Source organism: Rhodococcus sp. ABRD24 (genome assembly GCF_004328705.1).
In the GTDB taxonomy this organism is placed as follows: Bacteria; Actinomycetota; Actinomycetes; order Mycobacteriales; family Mycobacteriaceae; genus Prescottella.
Window position 1 is genome coordinate 3,406,901 of the sequence record NZ_CP035319.1, and the last position, 19,343, is coordinate 3,426,243.

20 protein-coding genes are annotated in these 19,343 nt (G+C 67.5%); 5 read left to right on the forward strand and 15 right to left on the reverse strand.

Features of this window, described 5'->3' with window-relative positions; genetic code table 11:
• Window positions 1-33 precede the first annotated feature (33 nt).
• The 3 genes from ERC79_RS15110 to ERC79_RS15120 form a co-directional block, all read right to left on the reverse strand.
• A complete protein-coding gene (locus ERC79_RS15110) occupies window positions 34-2,091 on the reverse strand; it encodes a neutral/alkaline ceramidase (protein ID WP_131579255.1) in 2,058 nt (685 codons plus the stop codon).
• A 110-nt stretch (window positions 2,092-2,201) separates the two neighbouring features.
• A complete protein-coding gene (locus tag ERC79_RS15115; protein WP_131579257.1) occupies window positions 2,202-2,933 on the reverse strand; it encodes an acetoacetate decarboxylase family protein in 732 nt (243 codons plus the stop codon).
• Window positions 2,930-3,790, reverse strand: a complete 861-nt coding sequence (locus ERC79_RS15120; RefSeq protein ID WP_131579258.1) for an SDR family oxidoreductase — start codon at window positions 3,788-3,790, stop codon at window positions 2,930-2,932. Before ERC79_RS15120 ends, ERC79_RS15115 begins: the two co-directional genes overlap by 4 nt.
• A 127-nt stretch (window positions 3,791-3,917) precedes the next feature.
• On the opposite strand from ERC79_RS15120, the gene ERC79_RS15125 reads away from it, so the two are divergent.
• Window positions 3,918-5,117: a cytochrome P450 gene (locus ERC79_RS15125; RefSeq protein WP_131579259.1), complete on the forward strand. Its 1,200-nt coding sequence runs from the start codon at window positions 3,918-3,920 to the stop codon at window positions 5,115-5,117.
• A gap of 46 nt (window positions 5,118-5,163) precedes the next feature.
• Here the strand turns inward: ERC79_RS15125 and ERC79_RS15130 are convergent, their stop codons facing one another.
• Complete coding sequence (locus tag ERC79_RS15130) at window positions 5,164-5,745, reverse strand: hypothetical protein (protein WP_131579260.1); 582 nt, start codon at window positions 5,743-5,745, stop codon at window positions 5,164-5,166.
• Between the two features lie 63 nt (window positions 5,746-5,808).
• Window positions 5,809-7,104, reverse strand: coding sequence for an HNH endonuclease signature motif containing protein (locus ERC79_RS15135; protein WP_242676582.1), 1,296 nt, complete (start codon window positions 7,102-7,104; stop codon window positions 5,809-5,811).
• Here ERC79_RS15135 and ERC79_RS23520 point away from each other — a divergent pair.
• On the forward strand, window positions 7,013-7,528 hold the full coding sequence (locus ERC79_RS23520; RefSeq protein WP_242676931.1) for a hypothetical protein: 516 nt from the start codon (window positions 7,013-7,015) through the stop codon (window positions 7,526-7,528). The two genes, ERC79_RS15135 and ERC79_RS23520, sit on opposite strands and share 92 nt — an antisense overlap.
• On the opposite strand, the gene ERC79_RS15140 is transcribed toward ERC79_RS23520, so the two are convergent.
• The 5 genes from ERC79_RS15140 to ERC79_RS15160 all read right to left on the reverse strand — a co-directional run bounded on the left by ERC79_RS15140 (window position 7,525) and on the right by ERC79_RS15160 (window position 10,529).
• Window positions 7,525-7,974, reverse strand: coding sequence for a cupin domain-containing protein (locus tag ERC79_RS15140; protein ID WP_131581182.1), 450 nt, complete (start codon window positions 7,972-7,974; stop codon window positions 7,525-7,527). The two genes, ERC79_RS23520 and ERC79_RS15140, sit on opposite strands and share 4 nt — an antisense overlap.
• 94 nt (window positions 7,975-8,068) lie before the next feature.
• Window positions 8,069-8,947: an aldo/keto reductase gene (locus tag ERC79_RS15145; RefSeq protein ID WP_131579261.1), complete on the reverse strand. Its 879-nt coding sequence runs from the start codon at window positions 8,945-8,947 to the stop codon at window positions 8,069-8,071.
• Between the two features lie 40 nt (window positions 8,948-8,987).
• Window positions 8,988-9,494 carry a nuclear transport factor 2 family protein gene (locus ERC79_RS15150; RefSeq protein ID WP_242676583.1) on the reverse strand — a complete coding sequence of 169 codons (507 nt, stop codon included), beginning with the start codon at window positions 9,492-9,494 and terminating at the stop codon, window positions 8,988-8,990.
• 46 nt (window positions 9,495-9,540) lie between these two features.
• Entirely contained in the window at window positions 9,541-10,200 is a 660-nt protein-coding gene (locus ERC79_RS15155; RefSeq protein WP_131581184.1) for a cation transporter, read from the reverse strand.
• A complete protein-coding gene (locus ERC79_RS15160) occupies window positions 10,200-10,529 on the reverse strand; it encodes a metalloregulator ArsR/SmtB family transcription factor (RefSeq protein WP_131579264.1) in 330 nt (109 codons plus the stop codon). The genes ERC79_RS15155 and ERC79_RS15160 overlap by 1 nt, the downstream gene beginning before the upstream one ends.
• A 112-nt stretch (window positions 10,530-10,641) precedes the next feature.
• Here ERC79_RS15160 and ERC79_RS15165 point away from each other — a divergent pair, with 112 nt between their 5' ends.
• Window positions 10,642-11,460 carry an HAD family hydrolase gene (locus ERC79_RS15165; protein ID WP_131579265.1) on the forward strand — a complete coding sequence of 273 codons (819 nt, stop codon included), beginning with the start codon at window positions 10,642-10,644 and terminating at the stop codon, window positions 11,458-11,460.
• A 62-nt stretch (window positions 11,461-11,522) separates the two neighbouring features.
• On the opposite strand, the gene ERC79_RS15170 is transcribed toward ERC79_RS15165, so the two are convergent.
• The 5 genes from ERC79_RS15170 to ERC79_RS15190 are packed head-to-tail and all read right to left on the reverse strand — an operon-like array spanning window position 11,523 to window position 17,206.
• On the reverse strand, window positions 11,523-12,650 hold the full coding sequence (locus tag ERC79_RS15170) for an acyl-CoA dehydrogenase family protein (RefSeq protein WP_242676584.1): 1,128 nt from the start codon (window positions 12,648-12,650) through the stop codon (window positions 11,523-11,525).
• Window positions 12,647-13,633 (reverse strand): acyl-CoA dehydrogenase family protein, encoded by a 987-nt coding sequence (locus ERC79_RS15175; protein WP_131579266.1) that lies wholly within the window; start codon window positions 13,631-13,633, stop codon window positions 12,647-12,649. The genes ERC79_RS15170 and ERC79_RS15175 overlap by 4 nt, the downstream gene beginning before the upstream one ends.
• Window positions 13,630-14,769: an acyl-CoA dehydrogenase family protein gene (locus ERC79_RS15180; protein ID WP_131579268.1), complete on the reverse strand. Its 1,140-nt coding sequence runs from the start codon at window positions 14,767-14,769 to the stop codon at window positions 13,630-13,632. The genes ERC79_RS15175 and ERC79_RS15180 overlap by 4 nt, the downstream gene beginning before the upstream one ends.
• The gene (locus tag ERC79_RS15185; RefSeq protein WP_131579269.1) at window positions 14,769-15,632 is read right to left on the reverse strand and encodes an enoyl-CoA hydratase; all 864 of its coding nucleotides are present in this window, start codon (window positions 15,630-15,632) and stop codon (window positions 14,769-14,771) included. Before ERC79_RS15185 ends, ERC79_RS15180 begins: the two co-directional genes overlap by 1 nt.
• The gene (locus ERC79_RS15190) at window positions 15,629-17,206 is read right to left on the reverse strand and encodes a FadD3 family acyl-CoA ligase (protein WP_131581188.1); all 1,578 of its coding nucleotides are present in this window, start codon (window positions 17,204-17,206) and stop codon (window positions 15,629-15,631) included. The genes ERC79_RS15185 and ERC79_RS15190 overlap by 4 nt, the downstream gene beginning before the upstream one ends.
• A 77-nt stretch (window positions 17,207-17,283) precedes the next feature.
• Between ERC79_RS15190 and ERC79_RS15195 the strand changes: the two genes are divergently transcribed.
• On the forward strand, window positions 17,284-18,495 hold the full coding sequence (locus tag ERC79_RS15195) for an acyl-CoA dehydrogenase family protein (protein WP_131579271.1): 1,212 nt from the start codon (window positions 17,284-17,286) through the stop codon (window positions 18,493-18,495).
• On the forward strand, window positions 18,492-19,301 hold the full coding sequence (locus ERC79_RS15200; protein ID WP_131579272.1) for an SDR family oxidoreductase: 810 nt from the start codon (window positions 18,492-18,494) through the stop codon (window positions 19,299-19,301). The genes ERC79_RS15195 and ERC79_RS15200 overlap by 4 nt, the downstream gene beginning before the upstream one ends.
• The last annotated feature ends 42 nt before the right edge of the window (window positions 19,302-19,343 follow it).

A 19,343-nucleotide genomic window follows, 5' to 3' on the forward strand; every position in this document is an offset into this window, starting at 1 on the left:
TGTGAAGGGACCTTTCAGTCGTTTGGGGAGGTGTCAGCCGACGGTGAACTCCGCCGACGTCCCGGTGAAGGGGAAGACCGCGCCGTTCGGTGCCTTGTGGTCGCCGAAGTGCTGGATCCGGTAGGTGCCCGACGGGGTTCCCGCCGGGACGTCCCAGGTGATTCGCGCGACCGAGGCGTTGGAACCCTCACGGCGCCAGTGGTACTTGGTGGCCCAGTCGCCGTCGTCGGCGTGCCGCACCCAGCGGTCGCCGTCGCGGCGCTGCACCTCGAAGTACGTGCCGCGACGGTGCAGGTTGTTCTTGGGGTGGCCGGTGACGAACTCGACGGCGACCTGCCGGCCTGCGCCGACGTTGCCCGCGGGCTGGAGGATTGCGTCGCCGAACGCGCGGCCCGGTAGCGGTTCGTCGAACGGGTAGTCGCGTCCGAATCCGGGCTGGAATCCCGACAGGTCGCGCGGCGCCGGTCCGCGGGGAACCTCGGCTCCGGTCTTCATCGCTGCGGCGAGTGTCGCGAAGCCCTGCTGGTAAGCGGGAAGGGTGTTGCGGCCGAACAGCGTCGAACCGCCTTCGTACTGCTGCGCGTCGTACTCCTCGGGGGTGGTGCAGTAACTCGAGTACGCGTTGGCGTAGCCCTGGAAGATGACGTTCTCGAGCGGGACACCGAGCTCCTCGGCGACGGTGCGGCGGATCCGCAGGCCCGAGACGATGGTGAACTCGGCCGGACCGCCGACCACGTAGACGTCGCCGATCCGGATGAGCTGGATCTTGAGCACGTGCGGTACCCAGCCGTCCGGGGGCAGCAGCCCGACCGGGACCAGCACCAGCTTGGGGGCCTGAGCGTCGGCCAGCCACTGTGGGGTAGGCGTGTCGATGCCGCCGAGGGCGTCGATCACCGGGTTGCGGGTGCCCTCGGTGAAGACTTCGATGGCCGGTCCGTCCTCGGTGCTGCCCGCGGCCATCGCGGCGCCGATGCACGCCGGTGCGGTGCGGCGCGGCTGGCCGTCCGAGGTGTACTTGCCGTCGACGAGCTGATCCGCCATGTCCAGGTACATGATTCGGCTGTCGACGGTGGTGGAGGCCAGCGGTGTCGCCGATTTGAATGCGGTCCGGGCCGCGGCCACCTGGCGTTCCCCGATGATCCGGGTGTTCTCGAAGTCGTTGTCGGTGGGGCCGCGACCCGGCTCGAGATCCAGGTTGGGGGACATGTCGCCGGTATTGGTCTGCGGGAAGCACGCGACGAATCCGGGTTTGCCGTCGAGATAGCGCACCCCGGCGATGTCATGCTCCCAGAAGTACGCTGCGGCACCCTTGTTGTCGCCCGAGATCAGATGGTTATCGTTGGTGAGCGACGCGCCGTGAGTGGGGAACCAGCCGATGCCACCGATGTTGTCGCCGCCCTGGCTGATCTTGAGCACCCGCATCGAGGTGTCGATTCCGAGCGGATAGTAGTCCCTGTCGCGCTGCGGGTTCCGCTCGAACGCGGCGCGCGAGCGGTTGACACTGGCATCTTTCAGTTCGCTGCGGCCATACGAGACGGTGCCCGCGGCCAGATTGTCGTGCGCGGCGACAATCGCCTCGACCATGCCGTCGACCTCGGCGTCGAACACTTGCGGCTGGAAGCCCAGCGTCGCAAGGCTGTACGCATAATCCTGCGACGCACCGCCACACGCGGCGTGCGAGTGTACGGCCGTGAGCATCACGTTCTTCTCGGTGTAGAGGTTGCCGTACTTCTCGGCTAGGCGGCGAAGAACAGCGTCGTGCACGGCTTGGAACACCATGCAGGTGTCGGCACAGGCGAAGACGACTCGGTTGTCCTGGGCGTCGGCGAAGATGTACGCGCGCACCCGGGTCCGCTGGTGCAGACCTTCCGCGCGCTGCTCGAAGCTCGAATAGCCCATCATGCCGTTCTCGGCAACGGGGCCGGTCATGTCGGAGAGGCCGACACCCACGCGGAAGCCCTGGCCGGAGGGGGCACGGCGGGCTGGTGAGGAGATTGAACGGGGCAGTGCTTCGGCGGTAGTTCCGGCAAGTGCTGCGATCGCCGGTGCGGCCGCAGCTCCGGCCAGCACACTGCGTCGACTGATCTTCACGACGTAATCCTTTGCGCGAGGAATAGAATCAGGAGTTGATCAAATGTCCAAGTTCTCAGCACACACCAGTCGGTCTCGAATCGCAAGACCACTCGCCCGGGGTGTTGTGCCTAGACGGTCGCGGCCTCGCCGAACGTCATCTGCAGATCCGGGATCGTTGTGGTCATCAGTGCTCTCCTCGGCAGGCCGAGGGAATGGAGTTCGGCGGCGATCGGGTGATTGCCCAGTCGCAGGTCTGCGCCCCCGATCCGGGAGCGGACGCCGCTGGGGTTCATGTCCCAGGCAGTGTGACGAGTGATTCCGTCGAGGTGCGAGTACGCCTCGAGTGAGGTGTTGGTTCCGGATCCGGGCATCGGTAGTCCGGGCTTCACCGTCAGTTCGGCGATGAGTCTGCCATCCTGACTTACCCTGCCGCGCCGGACCGAGCTCGTGTGGTCGGCCTCGAAGTCGGCCAGCACCTTGGGGAATCCCCAGATGCCCCGGCCGGCGGCGAGCGTGAAATCACCGTCCACTGGGAGCTGGTGGATCAGCGCACCGGCTTCACCGGTCGCCAGGCTCCGGATGTCCCCGAACACGGAGGTGCGGCCGCGCCGACGATGGTCACGGACCATGAAGGTGACGCCGAATTCGTTGTACGGACCGAGGTCTCCGTCCACGTAGTCGACGAACACCAGCCCGCACAGCCCTCGGCCCGGACGGAACTGCAGGATCTCGAGCCCGGAGTAGTCGATGAGCGCCTGGGCTGCTGTAGTCGGCACCGAGTACATGGCCATGAAGGCCGATGCGCTGCGGATTTCGACGGGCATGTCGATCTGCTTGCCGAGTACCTGGTGTGAGCTCACGGGACCACCACCCCGCGCAGGCCGTCGGCGCCGTAGACCTGTTCGAGCATCGACCGGAAGTTCGGCCCGCGGCGCAGCATCTGACCGCCGTCGACGTTGATGACCTGCCCGGTGATCCACGTCGACTCGGGGCCGAGGAGGAACTTGGCGAGACCGGCGATGTCGGCGACCTCGCCGACCCGGCCCAGCGGGGTGCACTCCAGGTAGTCGTCGAGGATGGGACCACCGTCGGTGATCATTGAAACCAGATCGGTGCCGGTGAGTCCGGGACGGATGCCGTTGACCCGCACGCCGCTGGCACCCAGCTCGTCGGCGGCTAGCTGCACCAGATGGTCGACGCCGGACTTCGAGACGCCGTACGCGCCGAACCAGCGGTGGGTGTTGCTGGCCGCGATCGAGGAGATTGCCACGATCGATCCGCCGCCGGCCGCGACCAGGGCGCGGGCGCCGTGCTTGATGGTGAGCATCGTGCCCGTGACGTTGAGGTCGACCGTGCGCCGCCAGGCGTCCACGTCCAGCTGCGTGACCGGGGCAATGGTCTCGTTTCCGCCGGCGCATGCGACGACGCCGTCGAGGCGGCCGGTGGTCTCGATCGCGCGGGCGACGGCGCGTTCTACATCGGTCTCGTCAGTAACGTTCGCGGCCACGGTGGTGACCGATCCGCCGGAGGCGAGCGCGCCGGTGGCGGAGATCTTCTCGGCCGCGGTGGCCAGCCGCTCGGCGCTGCGGCCGCAGATCGTCACGTGGACTCCATCGGCAGCGAGCAACTCGGCGATCCCGAGTCCGATCCCGCTGCCTCCGCCGGTGATCAGGACGGACCTTCTTTCGAACGAACCGGAGTTCGGCTGCGAATCCATCCAACTTCTCCCGTCGTAGATCCGATACCCCCGCCGATAGTAGGAACAAGTTCTACTATCGGGGCAGGTTTGCCAGATTCACAGGACTTTCCATACTGGCCGGGACACCGGGCTGAGGAGTGCGTGGATGACTATCGGGAACGACTTCGATCTGCTGGACGGGCGCTTCTACTCGGGTGATCTCGGTGACCCCCGCGCGGCGTATGCGTGGATGCGTGAAAACGAGCCGGTGTACCGGGACCGGAACGGGCTCGCGGCGGCGTCGACCTACGCGGCGCTGATCGCTGCGGAACGGGATCCGGGCCTGTTCTCCAACGCCGGCGGGATCCGCCCGGAGACCGGCCCGCTGCCGCAGATGATCGACATGGACGATCCGGCGCATCTGCAACGTCGGCGACTCGTCAACACCGGGTTCACCCGCAAGAAGGTGGAGGCGAAGATCGGCCGGATCCGGGAGATCTGCGATCAGTTGATCGACTCGGTGTGCGAGCAGGGGGAGTGCGACTTCGTGGCCGATCTCGCGGCGCCGCTGCCGATGGCTGTCATCGGGGACATGCTCGGTGTCCGGCCCGAGGATCGAGCGACGTTCCTGCGCTGGTCCGACGATCTGGTGAAGGCATTGGGCAGCAACGCCTCCGAAGAGCAACTGAAGGCGATGATCGACGCGTATGTCGCGTTCACCGAGTTCACCTTCCGCACCATCGGTGAGCGGCGGGAGAACCCTGCAGACGATCTGATCAGCGTCCTCGTCCACGCGGAGATCGACGGCGAGCGGCTGTCCGATCAGGAGATCGTCAACGAGTCGTTGTTGATCCTCATCGGCGGCGACGAGACCACCCGCCATGTACTCAGCGGTGGTATGGAACAGCTGCTGAGACATGAGGATCAGCGTGACCGGCTGCTGGCAGACCGCTCGGGTATCCCACTCGCGATCGAGGAGATGCTGCGGTGGGTTTCGCCGATCAAGAACATGGCCCGGACCGTCACCCGCGACACCACCTTCTTCGGCGCCGATTTGAAGGAGGGCGAGAAGATGCTGTTGCTCTTCGAGTCCGCCAACTTCGACGAGACAGTGTTCGACGATCCCGACCGCTTCGACATCGGACGCTCGCCGAACCCGCACGTGGCCTTCGGTTTCGGCACCCACTTCTGCCTCGGCAACCAACTGGCCCGGCTCGAGGGGAACATGATGTTCGAGCGGCTCCTGGCCCGGCTGCCGGACATGGCGCTGGCCACCTCGGCGCCGTTACCGCTGCGGCCGGCGAACTTTGTGTCGGGGCTCGAAGAGATGCCGGTGAAGTTCACCGCGGCGGTGCCGCGAGGTTGATGCAGCGGCGGTGCCGCGAGGTTGATGCAGCGGCGGTGCCGCCGGTCTACCGCCCCGGTGACATCGGTACCTGGTGCACGATTCGCTCAACGAGCGGAAGCGCGCGGATGGCGGTGATCGCGTCCCACTTGAATCCTCCGCAGTCGTCGACGGGGAGAGTCGGTCGCATGCCCAGCCCGCGATCATCGACGAGCCAGACGATCGGGGGATTCGGCTGATCTACGAAGCAGGTCCGCTCGTCTACGCCATTGATCCGCGTGGTCTGTGGAGGGTCCGACGGCAGGGCGTAGCCCTCGAGAACTGCGGTCAAGTCGCCTTCGCGCTGCTCCTCGATCCACGCCGCAGTGTCTGCGCCGGTGCCGGGACCCGAGTCGTTCTCGCACGTGACAACCCGGACCGGCGCGAAGCCGGCTGGGATCGGCATGGGTTCGGGTGCGGGCGGCGCGGTCTGGGGCAGCCCCGAGAAGCCCAGCAGATTTCCGGCCAGGCACGTCGGCTCGACCAGGCCCGGCACTTCCGTCGAGGTGGTCGGCGGCGGTGCGGCCGCGGTGGTGTCCTCGTCTTGCGTTCCGCAGCCTGCCAGCGCCGCGATTGCAATCATCCCGACGAAGATCCTTGAAGGCCCCATATCGGGCACCCTACGGACTGGGGGTCGGGATCGTGCGAGAACGGACATGGCGGAGTAGCCGTTTCAGAAGGGCGGGGGCTCGTCGAAGTCGATGATCCGCGGCGGCGGGGGTGTGGGGGGTGTCGGGGTGGTGCGGTGTCGGTGGCGTGCGGGGATCAGGCTGTCGAGTAGGTAGTCGAGGTCGAGTTCGGCGCTCGAGTAGTTCAGCCGGGTGAGGGTGCGGGTGTCGGTGAGTCGGGCGAGGAGTTCGTCGTCGAGTCCGGCGGTGAGACCGGGCGGCATTGCCGGATCGCAGAACGGTCCGTGTGGCTGTGTCACGGTGGCCCGGCCGGTGGGGTCGATCCATTCGAGGTGGCCTTCCCCGATGTGACGGACAGCCCAGTAGCCGAGGGTCTTGAGTCGGTGATGGGTCCTGCACAGACACGCCAGGTTCGATTCGGTGGTGAGCCCGCCCCGATCGGGGTTGTCGTGATCGAACGGAACCGTGTGGTCGAGGTCGCAGTCGGTGGCCGGTGCGGCACAGTTCGGGAATCGACATCCGCCATCGCGGGTACGGACGATGTCCGCCAACGCGGCGGCAGGCCGATACGTTCTTTCCTGCCGGTGCGCTCGTGTTCTTGCCGCTACCGAGCGCGGGGAACACTCGGGGGCAGGTAAGGGGTGACCGATACCGAGTACCGGTCCGGTGGGCAGATCTGCGGTCAGCCGGGCGCGATCTCCTGCGGACAGGGTGAGGACCTGCTTCCAGGTGGCATCCGCGGCGAGTTCACGGGCGAGGTCGGCGTCGATGGCCCCGTAGCCGGACAGGTAACCGGGGTTGTCGTCGAACCCGAGGAGGGTCGACGCATCCACTCCGACGAGTACCTGCACCCCGACACCCCTGCCCCCGGTGGCTGGAGCACTGGTGGTTTGGGTGCTGGCGGCTGGAGCACTGGTGGTTGGGGTGCTGGTTCGAGCGGTGCAGTCGGGGCGGGCGCAGCGGCAGTCGAGGTGGGTGTGGCCGGCGGCCAGGGCGACGAGCGCATCTGCGCGGCGTTGCGCCTGGGTTCGGGGGTCGTGGGCGCAGACGTCGAAGGTCATCGCGCGGAGGCGGCCGGCGAGGATGCGGCCGCCCTCGGCGGGGAGCAGCCCCTCGAGATGTGAGGTCGCATTGTCGCCCGCGATCACCCGGACGTCGCGGTCCCCGGCGGCGCGGAGACGTCGTTCCCGTGTGCCGTCGGGGTCGAGTCGGGCGATCAGCCGTCGGGCACGGTCCTTGAGTCGGGAGGTGTTCGAGCGGGGCCGCGCCGTCGAGCAGGAGGCGTTCGATGTCTTCGAGTTTGTCGTCGGAGACGTTCGCCAGCGCCTCGGACAGTGCATACGCTTTCGCGAGGTCGATCCGCCCCGTTTGGAACGCGGCACGAACCTGATGCAGATGCCACCGCAGATCGCAGCCCAGTCCGATCATGCGCCGCGCCGAGGTCTCGGTGAGACCGAGGATGCCGGCGAACTCGCCGTGGCGTGCCTCGTTGCGTCCCGCGCGCGCATCTTCCTCGCAGCGCACGACGAACAGTGTGGTCACCGAGTCGATCTCGCGGAACTGTTCACGGGCGATGCGGGCGTGCTGCTCGGAGAGCACGGCGGACACATCAGCGTTCACCACCACGCCATCCACCACCACGCCATCCACCACCGCGCCGTCCACCACCCCGGTATCGAACATGTTTTCGATCATAGCGGGACCTGCCGACACTTTCAGGCGTCGACGCTGATCTCGATCTATTGCCGGTTCGGCCTCGACTAATCGCGCACCCCAGCTACGAGTGTGCAACTCGGCGCGGGCGCGTCCTCGGAGAGGGGGCTGCCGGTCGGAAGCACGTACAGCACGTGCAGCACCATCGGCGTCGACCCGATGTTGCGGCCCATGTGGACGTAGCCGTTCCCGCTGGGCTCGACGATGGTGCCGCCGGCGTTGTAGATGCCGTCGGTGGTGCAGTCCGACTTGTAGTGCGTCAGGGTGCCTTCGGTGACGATGCCGTAGAGCATGCCGTCGTGGAAGTGCCAGCCTGTCGTGCCGCCGGGCGCAATCGTGATCTTGCGGAGGATGTAATCCTGGTTGCCGACCGTCGCCTGCGCCAGGATCTCCCCGGTGACGCCGGAACTCGGGGTCGCTGCGGCTGTGGCGGGCGTCAGGCCCACAGCGAGGGCGACCGAAGTGGTGGCGAGAGCGAGCCGATACCGACTGCGCATCATGGTCCTTTCCCGAACCTGTGGAGGTGCGAGAACATAGTGCGCGCAGGTCGGAGACAGCGGCGGGCTTTTCGTGAATGTCGGGTACGAATCACTACCCGGTGGGGGCTCCGAGATTCATCTGGTCCGGATGGAAGCCGACCCGGACGCCGTCGTCGAGGGTTGCGATGTCGTCGAGATCCTGTTCGGTGAGCGAGAAGTCGAAGACGTCGAAGTTCTGCGCAATTCGACTGTCGTGCACCGATTTCGGAATGACGATGAGCCCGTTCTGCAGGTGCCAGCGGATGAGGACCTGCGCCGCCGACTTGCCGTGGCGCTCACCGATCCGAGCGATGACGGGGTCGTCGAGCAGCGTGTTGGGCTTGGAGGCCTTGCCCCAGCCGGAGTTGCTGGTGCCGCCGAGCGGGCTCCACGATTCGACCGCGATGCCGTGTAGGGCCGCGAAGTCCCGGATGGCGTGCTGCGGCAGATGCGGGTGCAGTTCCACCTGGTCGACGGCCGGTAGCATGCCGCCGCGGTCGACGAGTTCCTGGAGGTGATGGGGTTCGAAGTTGCACACGCCGATTGCCTTCGCGCGGCCCGAATCGGCGATCTTCTCGAGCGCCTCCCACGTGTGCAGGCGTCGCGCCGGGTCCTGCAGCGGCCAGTGGATGAGGTACAGGTCGACATAGTCGAGGCCGAGGCGGGTGAGGCTGGCGTCGAATGCGTCGAGGGCGGGTTGGTAGCCCTGGTCAGAGTTCCACAGCTTGGTGGTGACGAAGATGTCCTCGCGCGGCACCGACGAGGACGCGATACCGCGGCCGACGCCCTCCTCGTTGCCGTACGCAGCGGCGGTGTCGATATGCCGATACCCGGCGTCGTCGAGCGCGAAGCGGACGGCGTGCTCGGTCTCGTCGTTGGTGGCCTGCCATACGCCCAGGCCGAGCTGCGGGATGACGGTTCCGGAATTCAGGGTGATCTCGGGGGTGGTCATGTATCCAGGCTAGGAGCTGGCGGCCGCTTCCGCTGCACGGTCACGCGCTCGCAGTCGGTGGAACGGCCCACATGTGCGAGAGGAATCGGAAGCTCGGGATGTCGTCGAGGGAGGTGATCGACTCGTAGATTCGCTCATAGGACGTCTCGGTGATCCGCCAGCGGCCGTCGTCGTCACGGCGGTAGCGGTCCGTGTAGTAACCGGCGCCGCGGATGATGCTCTTGGCGTCGGGCACGATCACCGTGTCCTCGAAAGACCAGGTTCCGGTCGCATCCGTGCCCTCGACGGAGAGCTCAGGATGGTTTGCGATGTGGACTGTCGTGACTGCGGGGCCGAGTGCGTCCCGCATGAATCCGGCGAGGGCGTCGCGGCCACGGAAGACCAGCGGGTCGCGCAGCGCGTGCGTGCCGTAGCTGGCGACGATGTCGTCGGCCAGCGTGTCCGCGAACTCGTCCCAGCGCTTGAGATCCAAAGTCCGGAAGTAGCGGTACTTGAGCTGGCGGAGATCTTCGAGGGCGTCGAGTTCCTCGACAGTGCGGAGGGTCACGCGCGGAGCATGGCACGTTGTGTCGGCCACCCGCAGGCGATTCGCATCAGGACTCGCAGCAATCCGGGCGTGGGGCAGCGGGTGCGGGACAACATGTGTCGCCCCGCCAAGCGTTCACGCCTTCTTTGACGGCTATCACGGCGATGACCAGTGCGGCGATGGGGTCGGCCCAGGTCCAGCCGAAAAGGCTGTTGAGGAGCAGCCCCACCAATAGGACGCCGGACAGATAGGTGCACAGCAGCGTCTGTTTCGAATCTGCCACTGCGGACAGTGATCCCAGCTCCCGGCCCGTCCGGCGCTGCGCCCACGACAGCATCGGCATGATCGCCAGACTTGCTGCCGCCAGCACGATGCCGACCGTCGAGTGCTGCGGCTCGCCCACCCCGATGAGCGAGCGAACCGCGTCGACGGTGACGTATGCCGCGAGGCCGAAGAACGAGAACGCGATGATCCGCAGCGCCACCTTCTCCCGCGACTCGGGGTCGTGTCCCGCGAACTGCCACGCGACCGCCGCGGCCGACGACACCTCGATCACCGAGTCGAGTCCGAAGCCGATCAGCGCCGCCGACGACACCCGGGCGCCCTCGGTGAGCGCGACCGCTGCCTCGATCACGTTGTAAGTGATGGTGGCGGCGACCAGGAACCGGATCCGGCGCGCCAGTAGGGCCCGGCGCGCGGGAGAGGAGACTCCGGCCGGAGGTGTCATCAGCAGCAGTTCTCGGATTCGGCGTTCGGACAGCACGACGGATCCACCGCGAGCACGAGGCCCAGCAGATCGTCCAGCACGCGCCCGATCCGAGGGTCGGCCAGTTCGTAGCGGCTGCGTCTGCCCTCCGCCGCCGCGACCACCAGCCCGCAGCCGCGCAGGCAGGCAAGGTGATTGGAAACCAGCTGCCGCGATACCCCGATGGTATCGGCGAGATCGGACGGGTAGCCCGGACCGGCCCGCAGGCTCAGCAGGATCTGCGCGCGGGTCGCGTCGGAGAGGGCGTATCCGAAGCGCGCCAAGGCGTCCCTGTGGACGAGGGTCTCCATTCCCTGACAGTACATCGGATTCTGTATTCAGAAAAGGTTGAACCGATGGGCATTCGGGCTCCCCGACGGACGGGGTCCGTGGCCGTGGTCGTGAGGCTGGGACCATGGACAGGTGAGGCGAATCAGACTGGTGGCATCCGATCTCGACGGCACACTGCTGCGGTCCGACCGGACGGTCTCACCGCGCACGGCGCGGGCGATGGCCGCTGCCCGGGACGCCGGCGTCGAGGTGGTGTGGGCGACGGCCCGCGCCCGGCACTCGGTGGATGCGCTGGCCCGCTCGTGCGGATTTCGCGGCGAGGTGATCTGCGCCAACGGGGCCGTCACCCTCGACCTCGCGGACGGCACCCCCGAGATCACCGGCACCGTCTCGATCGAGGTTTCTCAGGCCCTCGCCGCGATGGACCGGGTGCGCACGCTCGTTCCGGGTACGGTGTTCGCGAACGTGGGGCCGACGACGTTCGTCGCAGAGCCCGAGTACGCGGCGCTGTGCGACTACGCCGACCACCACCGCACCCTCGACGAGATGGTCCTCGAGGAGCGGTTGCCACGGACGGGCGAGCCGATGGTGAAGATCGTGGCTCGGCATCCGGAGGTGCCCAGTCCCGAGCTGTATCGGCTCGCGGTGGCGGCCGGGGTGGACGGGGTGGAGCTGACGCATTCCGGTGCGCCCTACGTGGAGATGGCGGCGTCCGGGGTGTCGAAGGCCAGCGCTCTCGCGGGCCTGTGCGCGGCGAGAGAAATTGTGGCCGAGGAAGTTGCGGTCATCGGCGACGCTCACAACGACGTGCCGATGCTGACGTGGGCGGGTACGGCCCTCGCCCCGGCCAACGCACTGCCGGAGATCCTGGCGCTGGCCGACCGGGTGCTCCCGTCCAACGACGACGACGGCGTCGCGCAGTACCTCGAGGAGCTGTGCGACCAGTCCTGACGGACGGCACGAGGGCCGGCTCGGAGAATTCCGGACCGGCCCTCGGCGTCGGTGGGATCGAATCAGGCAGGCAGACCCGCGAGCGACTCCATCCGGGTGAGGTACTCCTCCGGCTGACCGAACAGCTGCGAGCTGCCGTGAGCGCGCTTGAAGAACAGGTGCGCGTCGTGCTCCCACGTGATCGCGATGCCGCCGTGTAGCTGGATCGAATCGCCGGTCACAGCGTTGAACGCCTCCGAGCAGTAGACCTTGGCGACAGCAGCGTCCGCGGACGCCGACGGCAGACCCTCCGACAGTGCGTAGACCGCCGCGTACGAGGCGGAACGGGCCACCTCGACCAGTGCGAACAGGTCTGCCATGCGGTGCTTGAGCGCCTGGAAGCTGCCGATCGCACGACCGAACTGGACGCGATCCTTGCTGTAGTCCACCGTCATCTGCAGGCAGCGCGCGGAGGCGCCGACCTGCTCCGCGGACAGGGCCACCAGGGCGATGTCGCGGACCCGGTTCAGTGCGGCGGTCGCATCATCGGCGGTGAGCCGGACGGCATTCGCGGATGTGAAATCCACCAACGACATCGGACGGGTGAGGTCCATCGTCGGCAGCGCACGACGGGCGACGCCGTCGGCTGACGGGTCCACCTCGAACAGCGCGATGATCCCGTCGACTGCTGCGGCGACGATCAGCACATCGGCGTGCGCACCGTCGAGCACGTAGTGCGCGGAGCCCGAGACGGTGTAGCCGTCGGCATCGTTGCCGATCGCGGTGCACGCGACATCGTCACTGCGCCAGTGTCCCTCGGGGCCCACCCAGCACAGGGCAGCGATGGACGCACCCTCGGCGATGCCGGGCAGCAGGCGCTCGCACGCCTCCGCGTTGCCGGTCGCCAGGATCGCCTGCGCGGCCAGGACCGCGGAACCGAACATCGGCGACGGCGTCAGCGCGGCGCCGAGCTCCTCGAGCACCAGGTGCTGCTCGACGAAGGTGGCACCGAAGCCGCCGAACTCCTCCGGGATCGCGAGCGCCGCGACACCGACCTGCTGGCACAGCACGTCCCACAGGCCGCGGTCGAACGCCTCGCCCGACTCGAGCGTCTTGCGCAGCGCGGCCGGATCGGCGCGCTTGGCCAGCAGCGCCGCAACGGTCTTGCGTAGCTCGAGCTGCTCCTCCGAGAACACTCCGACCCCGCTCACAGCGCGCTCGCAATCCGTGCGCGATGTGCGGAGGCGGTGCCCCACGCGGATTGCAGTGCCCGCGTCTTGGTCAGCCACAGGGACAGATCGCACTCGAGGGTGTAACCGATGGCGCCGTGTACCTGCAGCGCCTTGCGCGAGGCCACGTAGGCGGCGTTCGCGGCGGCGACCTTCGCTGCCGAGACGTCGCGAGCGATGGTGTCGGATCCCTCGGCGATGGAGATCGCCGCGCCGTAGACGAGCGGCTTCGCCATCTCGACGGCAACCAGGGCGTCCGACAGGTGGTGCTTGACGGCCTGGAAGCTGCCGATGACGCGGCCGAACTGCGAACGGTTCTTGGCGTATTCGGTGGCGGTCTCGATCATCGCGTGGCCGGCGCCGATCAGCTGCGCCGACGCGGCGAGGACCGCGAGGTCGTACGCCTTGTCCGCGGCGGCGACGACGTCCGCACCCTGCGCGAGCGTTTCGACCGACTCGACCTCGAACAGGCGTCGGGCCGGGTCCACCGACTCGAGCTGCGTGGTGGCACGAACCAGCTCGAGGGTGTCGCCCGAAACCCGCAGCACCGATTCCGCGACGTCGGCGTCGAGGGCGCGCGGCGTGGACGGCTCGAGCACCAGCGATGCGAGGGTGCCCTCGGCGATGCCGGGCAGGAAGCGCTTGGCCAGCTCCTGGTCGTCCAGCGCCGACAACAGAGCCGGGACGGCGGCGGCCGTCTCGAGGATCGGGCCGGGGACCGCGGCGCGGCCCAGTTCGATGAACGCGACGGCCAGGTCGGCCGGATGCGCGCCGATGCCGTCGAGGTCCTCGGGCACGGCGAGCGCGGTCACGCCGGTCTCGGCGAGCTGCTGCAGCAGGGCAAGGCCCGGCGCGGTGTCGTTCTCGCCCCACGACCGGACGACGGCCGGGGTGTCGGCGCTGGCGAGCAGGTTGCGGAGGCTGTCCGCGAAATCGCGCTGCTCGGTGGACAGGGAGAATTTCATCGATCCGCCTTCGGGAGTCCGAGCAGACGCTCGGCAACGATGTTGCGCTGAATTTCGTTGGTGCCGGCGTAGATCGGGCCGGAGAGCGAGAACAGGTAGCCGTCCTGCCATTTGCCGGCGAGCTCGCCGTCGGCGCCCATCAGGTCGAGGGCCGTCTCGTGGATGCGGACGTCGAGTTCGGACCAGAAGATCTTGTTGATCGAGCCCTCCACGCCGAGGGGCACGCCCTCGAGCATGCGGGTGACGGTGCCCCACGTGTGCAGGCGGTACGCCTCGGCGCCGATCCACGCGTCCACGACGCGGTCGCGTGCGGCGGTGTCGGTGTCGTCGGTGTTCGCCTTCCACACCTCGACCAGACGGTCGACCGCCGAGGTGAAGCGACCCGGGCTGCGCAGCGACAGGCCGCGCTCGTTGGAAGCGGTGCTCATCGCGACGCGCCACCCGTTGTCGACCTCACCGACGACGTCGGCGTCCGGGACGAAGACGTCCTCGAAGAAGATCTCCGCGAAGCCGGGTTCGCCGTCCAGCTGCGGGATGGCGCGGACGGTCACGCCGTTCTGGTTCAGCGGGAACATGAAGTACGTCAGGCCCTTGTGGCGCTGGGCCTCCGGGTCGGTGCGGAACATGCCGAAACCCCAGTCCGCGTACACGGCACGCGAGCTCCACGTCTTCTGGCCGTTGAGGATCCAGCCGCCCTCGGTGCGGCGGGCCGTCGAGCGGATGCCCGCGAGGTCGCTGCCGGCCTCCGGCTCGGACCATGCCTGCGCCCAGATGTCGTCGGCGCGGGACATGCGCGGCATGATGCGCGCGAGCTGCTCCTCGGTCCCGTGCTCGAACAGCGTCGGTGCGAAGAGGAAGATGCCGTTCTGGCTGACTCGTCCAGGGGCGCCCGCCTTGTAGTACTCCTCCTCAAAGAGCACCCACTCGATCATCGACGCGTCCCGGCCACCGAACTCCGTCGGCCACGAGACGGTCGACAGGCGGGCGTCGGCGAGCTTGTGCTCCCACTCCCGGTGGGCCTCGAAGCCCTCCGCGGTATCCATCGACGGCAGCGGCTGTGCCGGGACGTTGGCCGCGAGCCACTCACGCACTTCCAGCTGGAAGGCGCGGGCCTTCTCGTCCAGTTCGAGATCCACTATTTCGCCTTCGCTTTCATACTGTTGACGTCCATTCCACCCAGCGAGTCCCTGCCCACCTCGGCATTGTGTGCGTGGGCAAAGTGGTGCAGACCGAACACCGAATCCATTCCGGCGCGCTGACCCATCAGGTCCTCGCACTGGTTGACGGCCTTCTTGGTCAGTGCCAAACCGAACTGCGGCATCTCCGCGACCCGGGCGGCCAGCGCGAGGGTCTCGGCCCCCAGGTCGGCGCGCGGAACCACCCGATTGACCATGCCCACCTCGTACGCGCGCTGCGCGGAGAAGCGATCGCCCGTGAAGAGGATCTCCTTCGCGAACCGCGATCCCAGCACCCACGGGTGTGCGAAGTACTCGACACCCGGAACGCCCATGCGCACAACGGGATCCGAGAAGTACGCATCTTCCGAGGCGACGATCAGGTCGCAGCACCACGCGAGCATGAGGCCACCGGCGATGCAGGCGCCGTGGATCTGCGCGATCATCGGCTTCGGGATCTCGCGCCACCGGCGGCACATCCCCAGGTACACCTCGGTCTCGCGCGCGAAGCGCTGATCGCCACCGGCCTTGCCGAGATGGTCCCACCAGATGGCGGCCTTGTTCTCGTAGTGGACGTGGTGGTCGCGGCCTGGCGTACCGATGTCGTGGCCGGCGCTGAAGTGCTCGCCGTTGCCGGCCAGCACGATCACCTTCACGTCATCGTCCTCGACCGCACGCTCGAAGGCGGCGTCGAGCGCGTACGTCATGACCGAGTTCTGCGCGTTGCGGAATTCGGGGCGGTTCAGTGTCACGAACGCGACTCGGTCGCGAACCTCGTAGGTGACGACTTCCCCCTCGTCGGGAACGCCGTGGGGGTCGGTCATGCCTTGCCCTCCCGCAGATCGTTCTTGAGCACCTTGCCCGACGGGTTGCGCGGTAGGGAACCGACGATCTTGACCTCGCGCGGAATCTTGAAGTTCGCCAGGCGTTCCTTGCAGAACGCGATGATCTCGTCCTCGGTCACGGCCGCGCCGGCCTTCGGTACGACGTACGCGCGACCGACCTCGCCCATCCGCTCGTCGGGGATGCCGATCACGGCCGACTCCGCGATCGAATCCAAACGGGCGAGTGCGTTCTCGATCTCGGCGGGGTACACATTGAAGCCGCCCGAAATGTACATGTCCTTGAGCCGGTCGGTGATGTCGAGGTAGCCGCGCTCGTCGAGGACTCCGACGTCGCCGGTGTGCAGCCAGCCGTCCGGGTCGATCGTGTTGGCGGTGGCCTCGGGATCATCGAGGTATCCGAGCATGACGTTCTCGCCGCGGACCAGGATCTCGCCCTGCTCGCCGATCTTGACCTCCATGCCGGGGATGGCCCGGCCGGACGAGGTCGAGACGGTGACCGGGTCGTCGTCCGTGCGGCACATCGTCACCACGACCGCCTCGGTCTGGCCGTACGCGGTGAGGACCGCGTCGTAACCGAGCTCGGACTGCATGCGCTCGACCAGCGCGACCGGAACCGCTGCCGCGCCGGTGATCGCGACGCGCAGGCTCGACAGGTCGTAGTCGTCGCGGGTCGGGAAGTCGAGGATCGTCTGGTGGATGGTCGGGGCACCCGGCAGCACGCTGATCTTCTCGTTCGCGATCGTCGCCATGATCGTGGGGACGTCGAAAACAGCGGCCGGCACGATCGTGGCGCCCCGCAGGATGCACACCATGATTCCGGCCTTGTAGCCGAAGGTGTGGAAGAACGGGTTGATCACCAGATATCGGTCGCTAGCGACGACCTCCGCGCAGTCGGCCCATGCGTCGGCGATGCCGACGGTCTGCCGGTGAGCGCTCATGACGCCCTTGCTCTTTCCGGTGGTGCCGGATGTGAAGAGGATGTCTGCGACGTCGTCGGGGGAGACGGCGCGGGCACGCGTGTCGGCCTCCTCGACGGTGACCGACTCGGCGGCGACGGCGAGCTGATCCCACTCGAGGATCTCGCCGCCGGGCAGTGTCGTGGTCGGCGTACCGGACGCGGGGTCGTCCGACGGGGTGCGCAGCACGAGGCTGAGCATCGGGATGCCCTCGGGGCCAGCGGCCTTCAGGACGGCCGCGAGGCGATCGCTCCCGAGGAAGCGGTCAGGGGCGACCAGGACCTTCGCCTTGGTGCGCTCGAGGAGGTCGAGGGCCTCATGACCGGTGTAGCGGGTGCTGATCGGCACCAGGATGGCGCCTACGTACTGAGCGGCGAGGAAGGCCTCGACCCAGTGATGGGTGTTCGGCGCCCAGACCGCAACGCGGTCGCCAGCCTCCACGCCCTTGGCAATCAAAGCCCTTGCCGCAGTGCGTACACGCTCGAGCAGTTCGGTGTAAGTGGTCCGGTCGGAACCGTCCGCAACAGCCTCGTTCGATCCGAATTGTTCAACGGCGCGCCACAGCGCGGCCGGAGTCGTCCGGGGCTCGGTGGTCACTTTCGTGCTCACAATCTCTCCTAAGGCGAGGCGGAACCTCTATACAAAGCAAGTGCTTGGTAGGGTACCGTATCGCTGTGGACGATAGCCAGGGTATTGAGACCAGCGAGAGTGCAGCCGCTGACGAGGCCTTTGCGCGGGAAATTCGTGAATGGCTCGAAGAGAACCTCTCCGGGAAGTTTGCCGAGCTGAAGGGCCTGGGCGGGCCGGGACGCGAACACGAAGCGTTCGAGGAACGCCTCGAGTGGGACCGTCATCTGGCTGCGGCCGGCTGGACCTGCCTCGGATGGCCGAAGGAGTACGGCGGGCGTGAGGCGACGCTGAGTCAGCAGATCATCTTCCATCAGGAGTACGCACGGGCGAATGCGCCTGCACGCGTGAGTCATATCGGTGAGGAGCTGCTCGGGCCGACGCTCATCGCCTTCGGAACCGAGGAGCAGAAGCGGCGCTTCCTGCCCGGGATCAAGACTGTCACCGAACTGTGGTGCCAGGGCTACTCCGAGCCCGGTGCGGGGTCCGACCTCGCGAACGTGGCGACCACGGCGCGCCTCGACGGCGACCATTGGTCGGTCAACGGGCAGAAGGTATGGACCTCGCTCGCGCACCTGTCCGACTGGTGCTTCGTGGTCGCGCGCACCGAGCCGGGCTCGTCTCGCCACAAGGGTTTGTCGTACCTGCTGGTTCCGATGAACCAGGCAGGTGTCGAGGTCCGCCCGATCATCCAGCTCACCGGCACCTCCGAGTTCAACGAGGTGTTCTTCGACGACGCCCGCACCGACGCCGACCTCGTCGTCGGCGGCGAGGGCAACGGTTGGAGCGTTGCGATGGGCACGCTCACCTTCGAACGCGGCGTCTCGACGCTGGGGCAGCAGACCGGCTTCGCCCGCGAGCTCGCGTCCATCGTCGAATTGGCCGAGCGTAATGGTGCGGCGCATGATCCGGCCATCCGGAACAAGATCACCCGTGCGTGGATGGGCTTGCAGGTCATGCGCGCCCACGCGCTGCGGACGCTCGCGACGGTCGACGCCAGCACCAACGGCGGTGAAGCCTCGGTCGCAAAGCTGTTGTGGGCCAACTGGCACCGCGGTCTCGGTGAGCTCGCGATGGAGGTCCAGGGTGCGGCCTCCCTGGTCGGTGTCGAGAACACCGAGCCCGGCGAGGAACTGGGCGACCTGCAGCGGCTGTGGCTGTTCACCCGCGCCGACACCATCTACGGCGGATCCAACGAGATCCAGCGCAACATCATCGCCGAGCGCGTGCTCGGCCTTCCTCGAGAGGCACGCCCGTGACCGCCACCATCAAGTCCCCGCTCTCCGCCGCACCCGAGGAGATCGAGGGTCACAACCTGCTCGGGGGCAAGAAGGTCGTCGTGACCGCCGCCGCCGGTACCGGCATCGGCTTCGCGACCGCGCGCCGCGCGCTGCTCGAGGGCGCCGACGTCCTGGTCTCCGACTTCCACGAGCGTCGCCTCGGTGAGACCGTCGAGAAGCTGTCTGCCGAGTTCGGCGGCCAGCAGGTCGAGTCTCTCGTGTGTGACGTCTCGAGCACCGAGCAGGTCGACGCGCTCATCACCGGTGCGGCCGAGAGGCTGGGCCGTATCGACGTTCTCGTCAACAACGCCGGCCTGGGCGGCGAGACCCCCGTCGTCGACATGACCGATGAGCAGTGGGATCGCGTCCTCGACATCACGCTCACGAGTACCTTCCGCGCCACCCGCGCGGCGCTGCGCTACTTCAAGTCCGTCGACCACAACGGTGTTCTGGTGAACAACGCGTCGGTACTCGGCTGGCGTGCGCAGCACTCGCAGGCCCACTACGCGGCTGCCAAGGCCGGTGTCATGGCGCTCACCCGCTGCTCCGCGATCGAGGCGGCCGAGTACGGCGTCCGCATCAACGCCGTCGCACCGTCCATCGCGCGCCATGCATTCCTGGCGAAGGTCACCAGCGAGGAGCTGCTGGATCAGCTGGCTTCGTCCGAGGCGTTCGGCCGTGCCGCCGAGGTGTGGGAGATCGCCGCGACCATTGCGATGCTCGCGAGCGACTACACCACCTACCTCACCGGTGAGATCGTCTCGATCTCGAGCCAGCGCGCGTAACTGACGCCCGTGACCGTTGTGGGAGAGTGCAAACTGGGTGAA

Excerpts from the sequence above, each read along its gene's own strand:
- ERC79_RS15120 (WP_131579258.1), bottom strand. The coding sequence starts at position 3,790 with ATGGATTCGCAGCCGAACTCCGGTTCGTTCGAAAGAAGGTCCGTCCTG.
- ERC79_RS15130 (WP_131579260.1), bottom strand. The coding sequence starts at position 5,745 with ATGGGGCCTTCAAGGATCTTCGTCGGGATGATTGCAATCGCGGCGCTG.
- ERC79_RS15155 (WP_131581184.1), bottom strand. The coding sequence starts at position 10,200 with ATGACACCTCCGGCCGGAGTCTCCTCTCCCGCGCGCCGGGCCCTACTG.
- ERC79_RS15160 (WP_131579264.1), bottom strand. The coding sequence starts at position 10,529 with ATGGAGACCCTCGTCCACAGGGACGCCTTGGCGCGCTTCGGATACGCC.
- ERC79_RS15185 (WP_131579269.1), bottom strand. The coding sequence starts at position 15,632 with ATGACCGACCCCCACGGCGTTCCCGACGAGGGGGAAGTCGTCACCTAC.
- ERC79_RS15125 (WP_131579259.1), top strand. The coding sequence starts at position 3,918 with ATGACTATCGGGAACGACTTCGATCTGCTGGACGGGCGCTTCTACTCG.
- ERC79_RS15145 (WP_131579261.1), bottom strand. The coding sequence starts at position 8,947 with ATGACCACCCCCGAGATCACCCTGAATTCCGGAACCGTCATCCCGCAG.
- ERC79_RS15140 (WP_131581182.1), bottom strand. The coding sequence starts at position 7,974 with ATGCGCAGTCGGTATCGGCTCGCTCTCGCCACCACTTCGGTCGCCCTC.
- ERC79_RS15135 (WP_242676582.1), bottom strand. The coding sequence starts at position 7,104 with ATGCACTGTCCGAGGCGCTGGCGAACGTCTCCGACGACAAACTCGAAG.
- ERC79_RS15175 (WP_131579266.1), bottom strand. The coding sequence starts at position 13,633 with ATGAAATTCTCCCTGTCCACCGAGCAGCGCGATTTCGCGGACAGCCTC.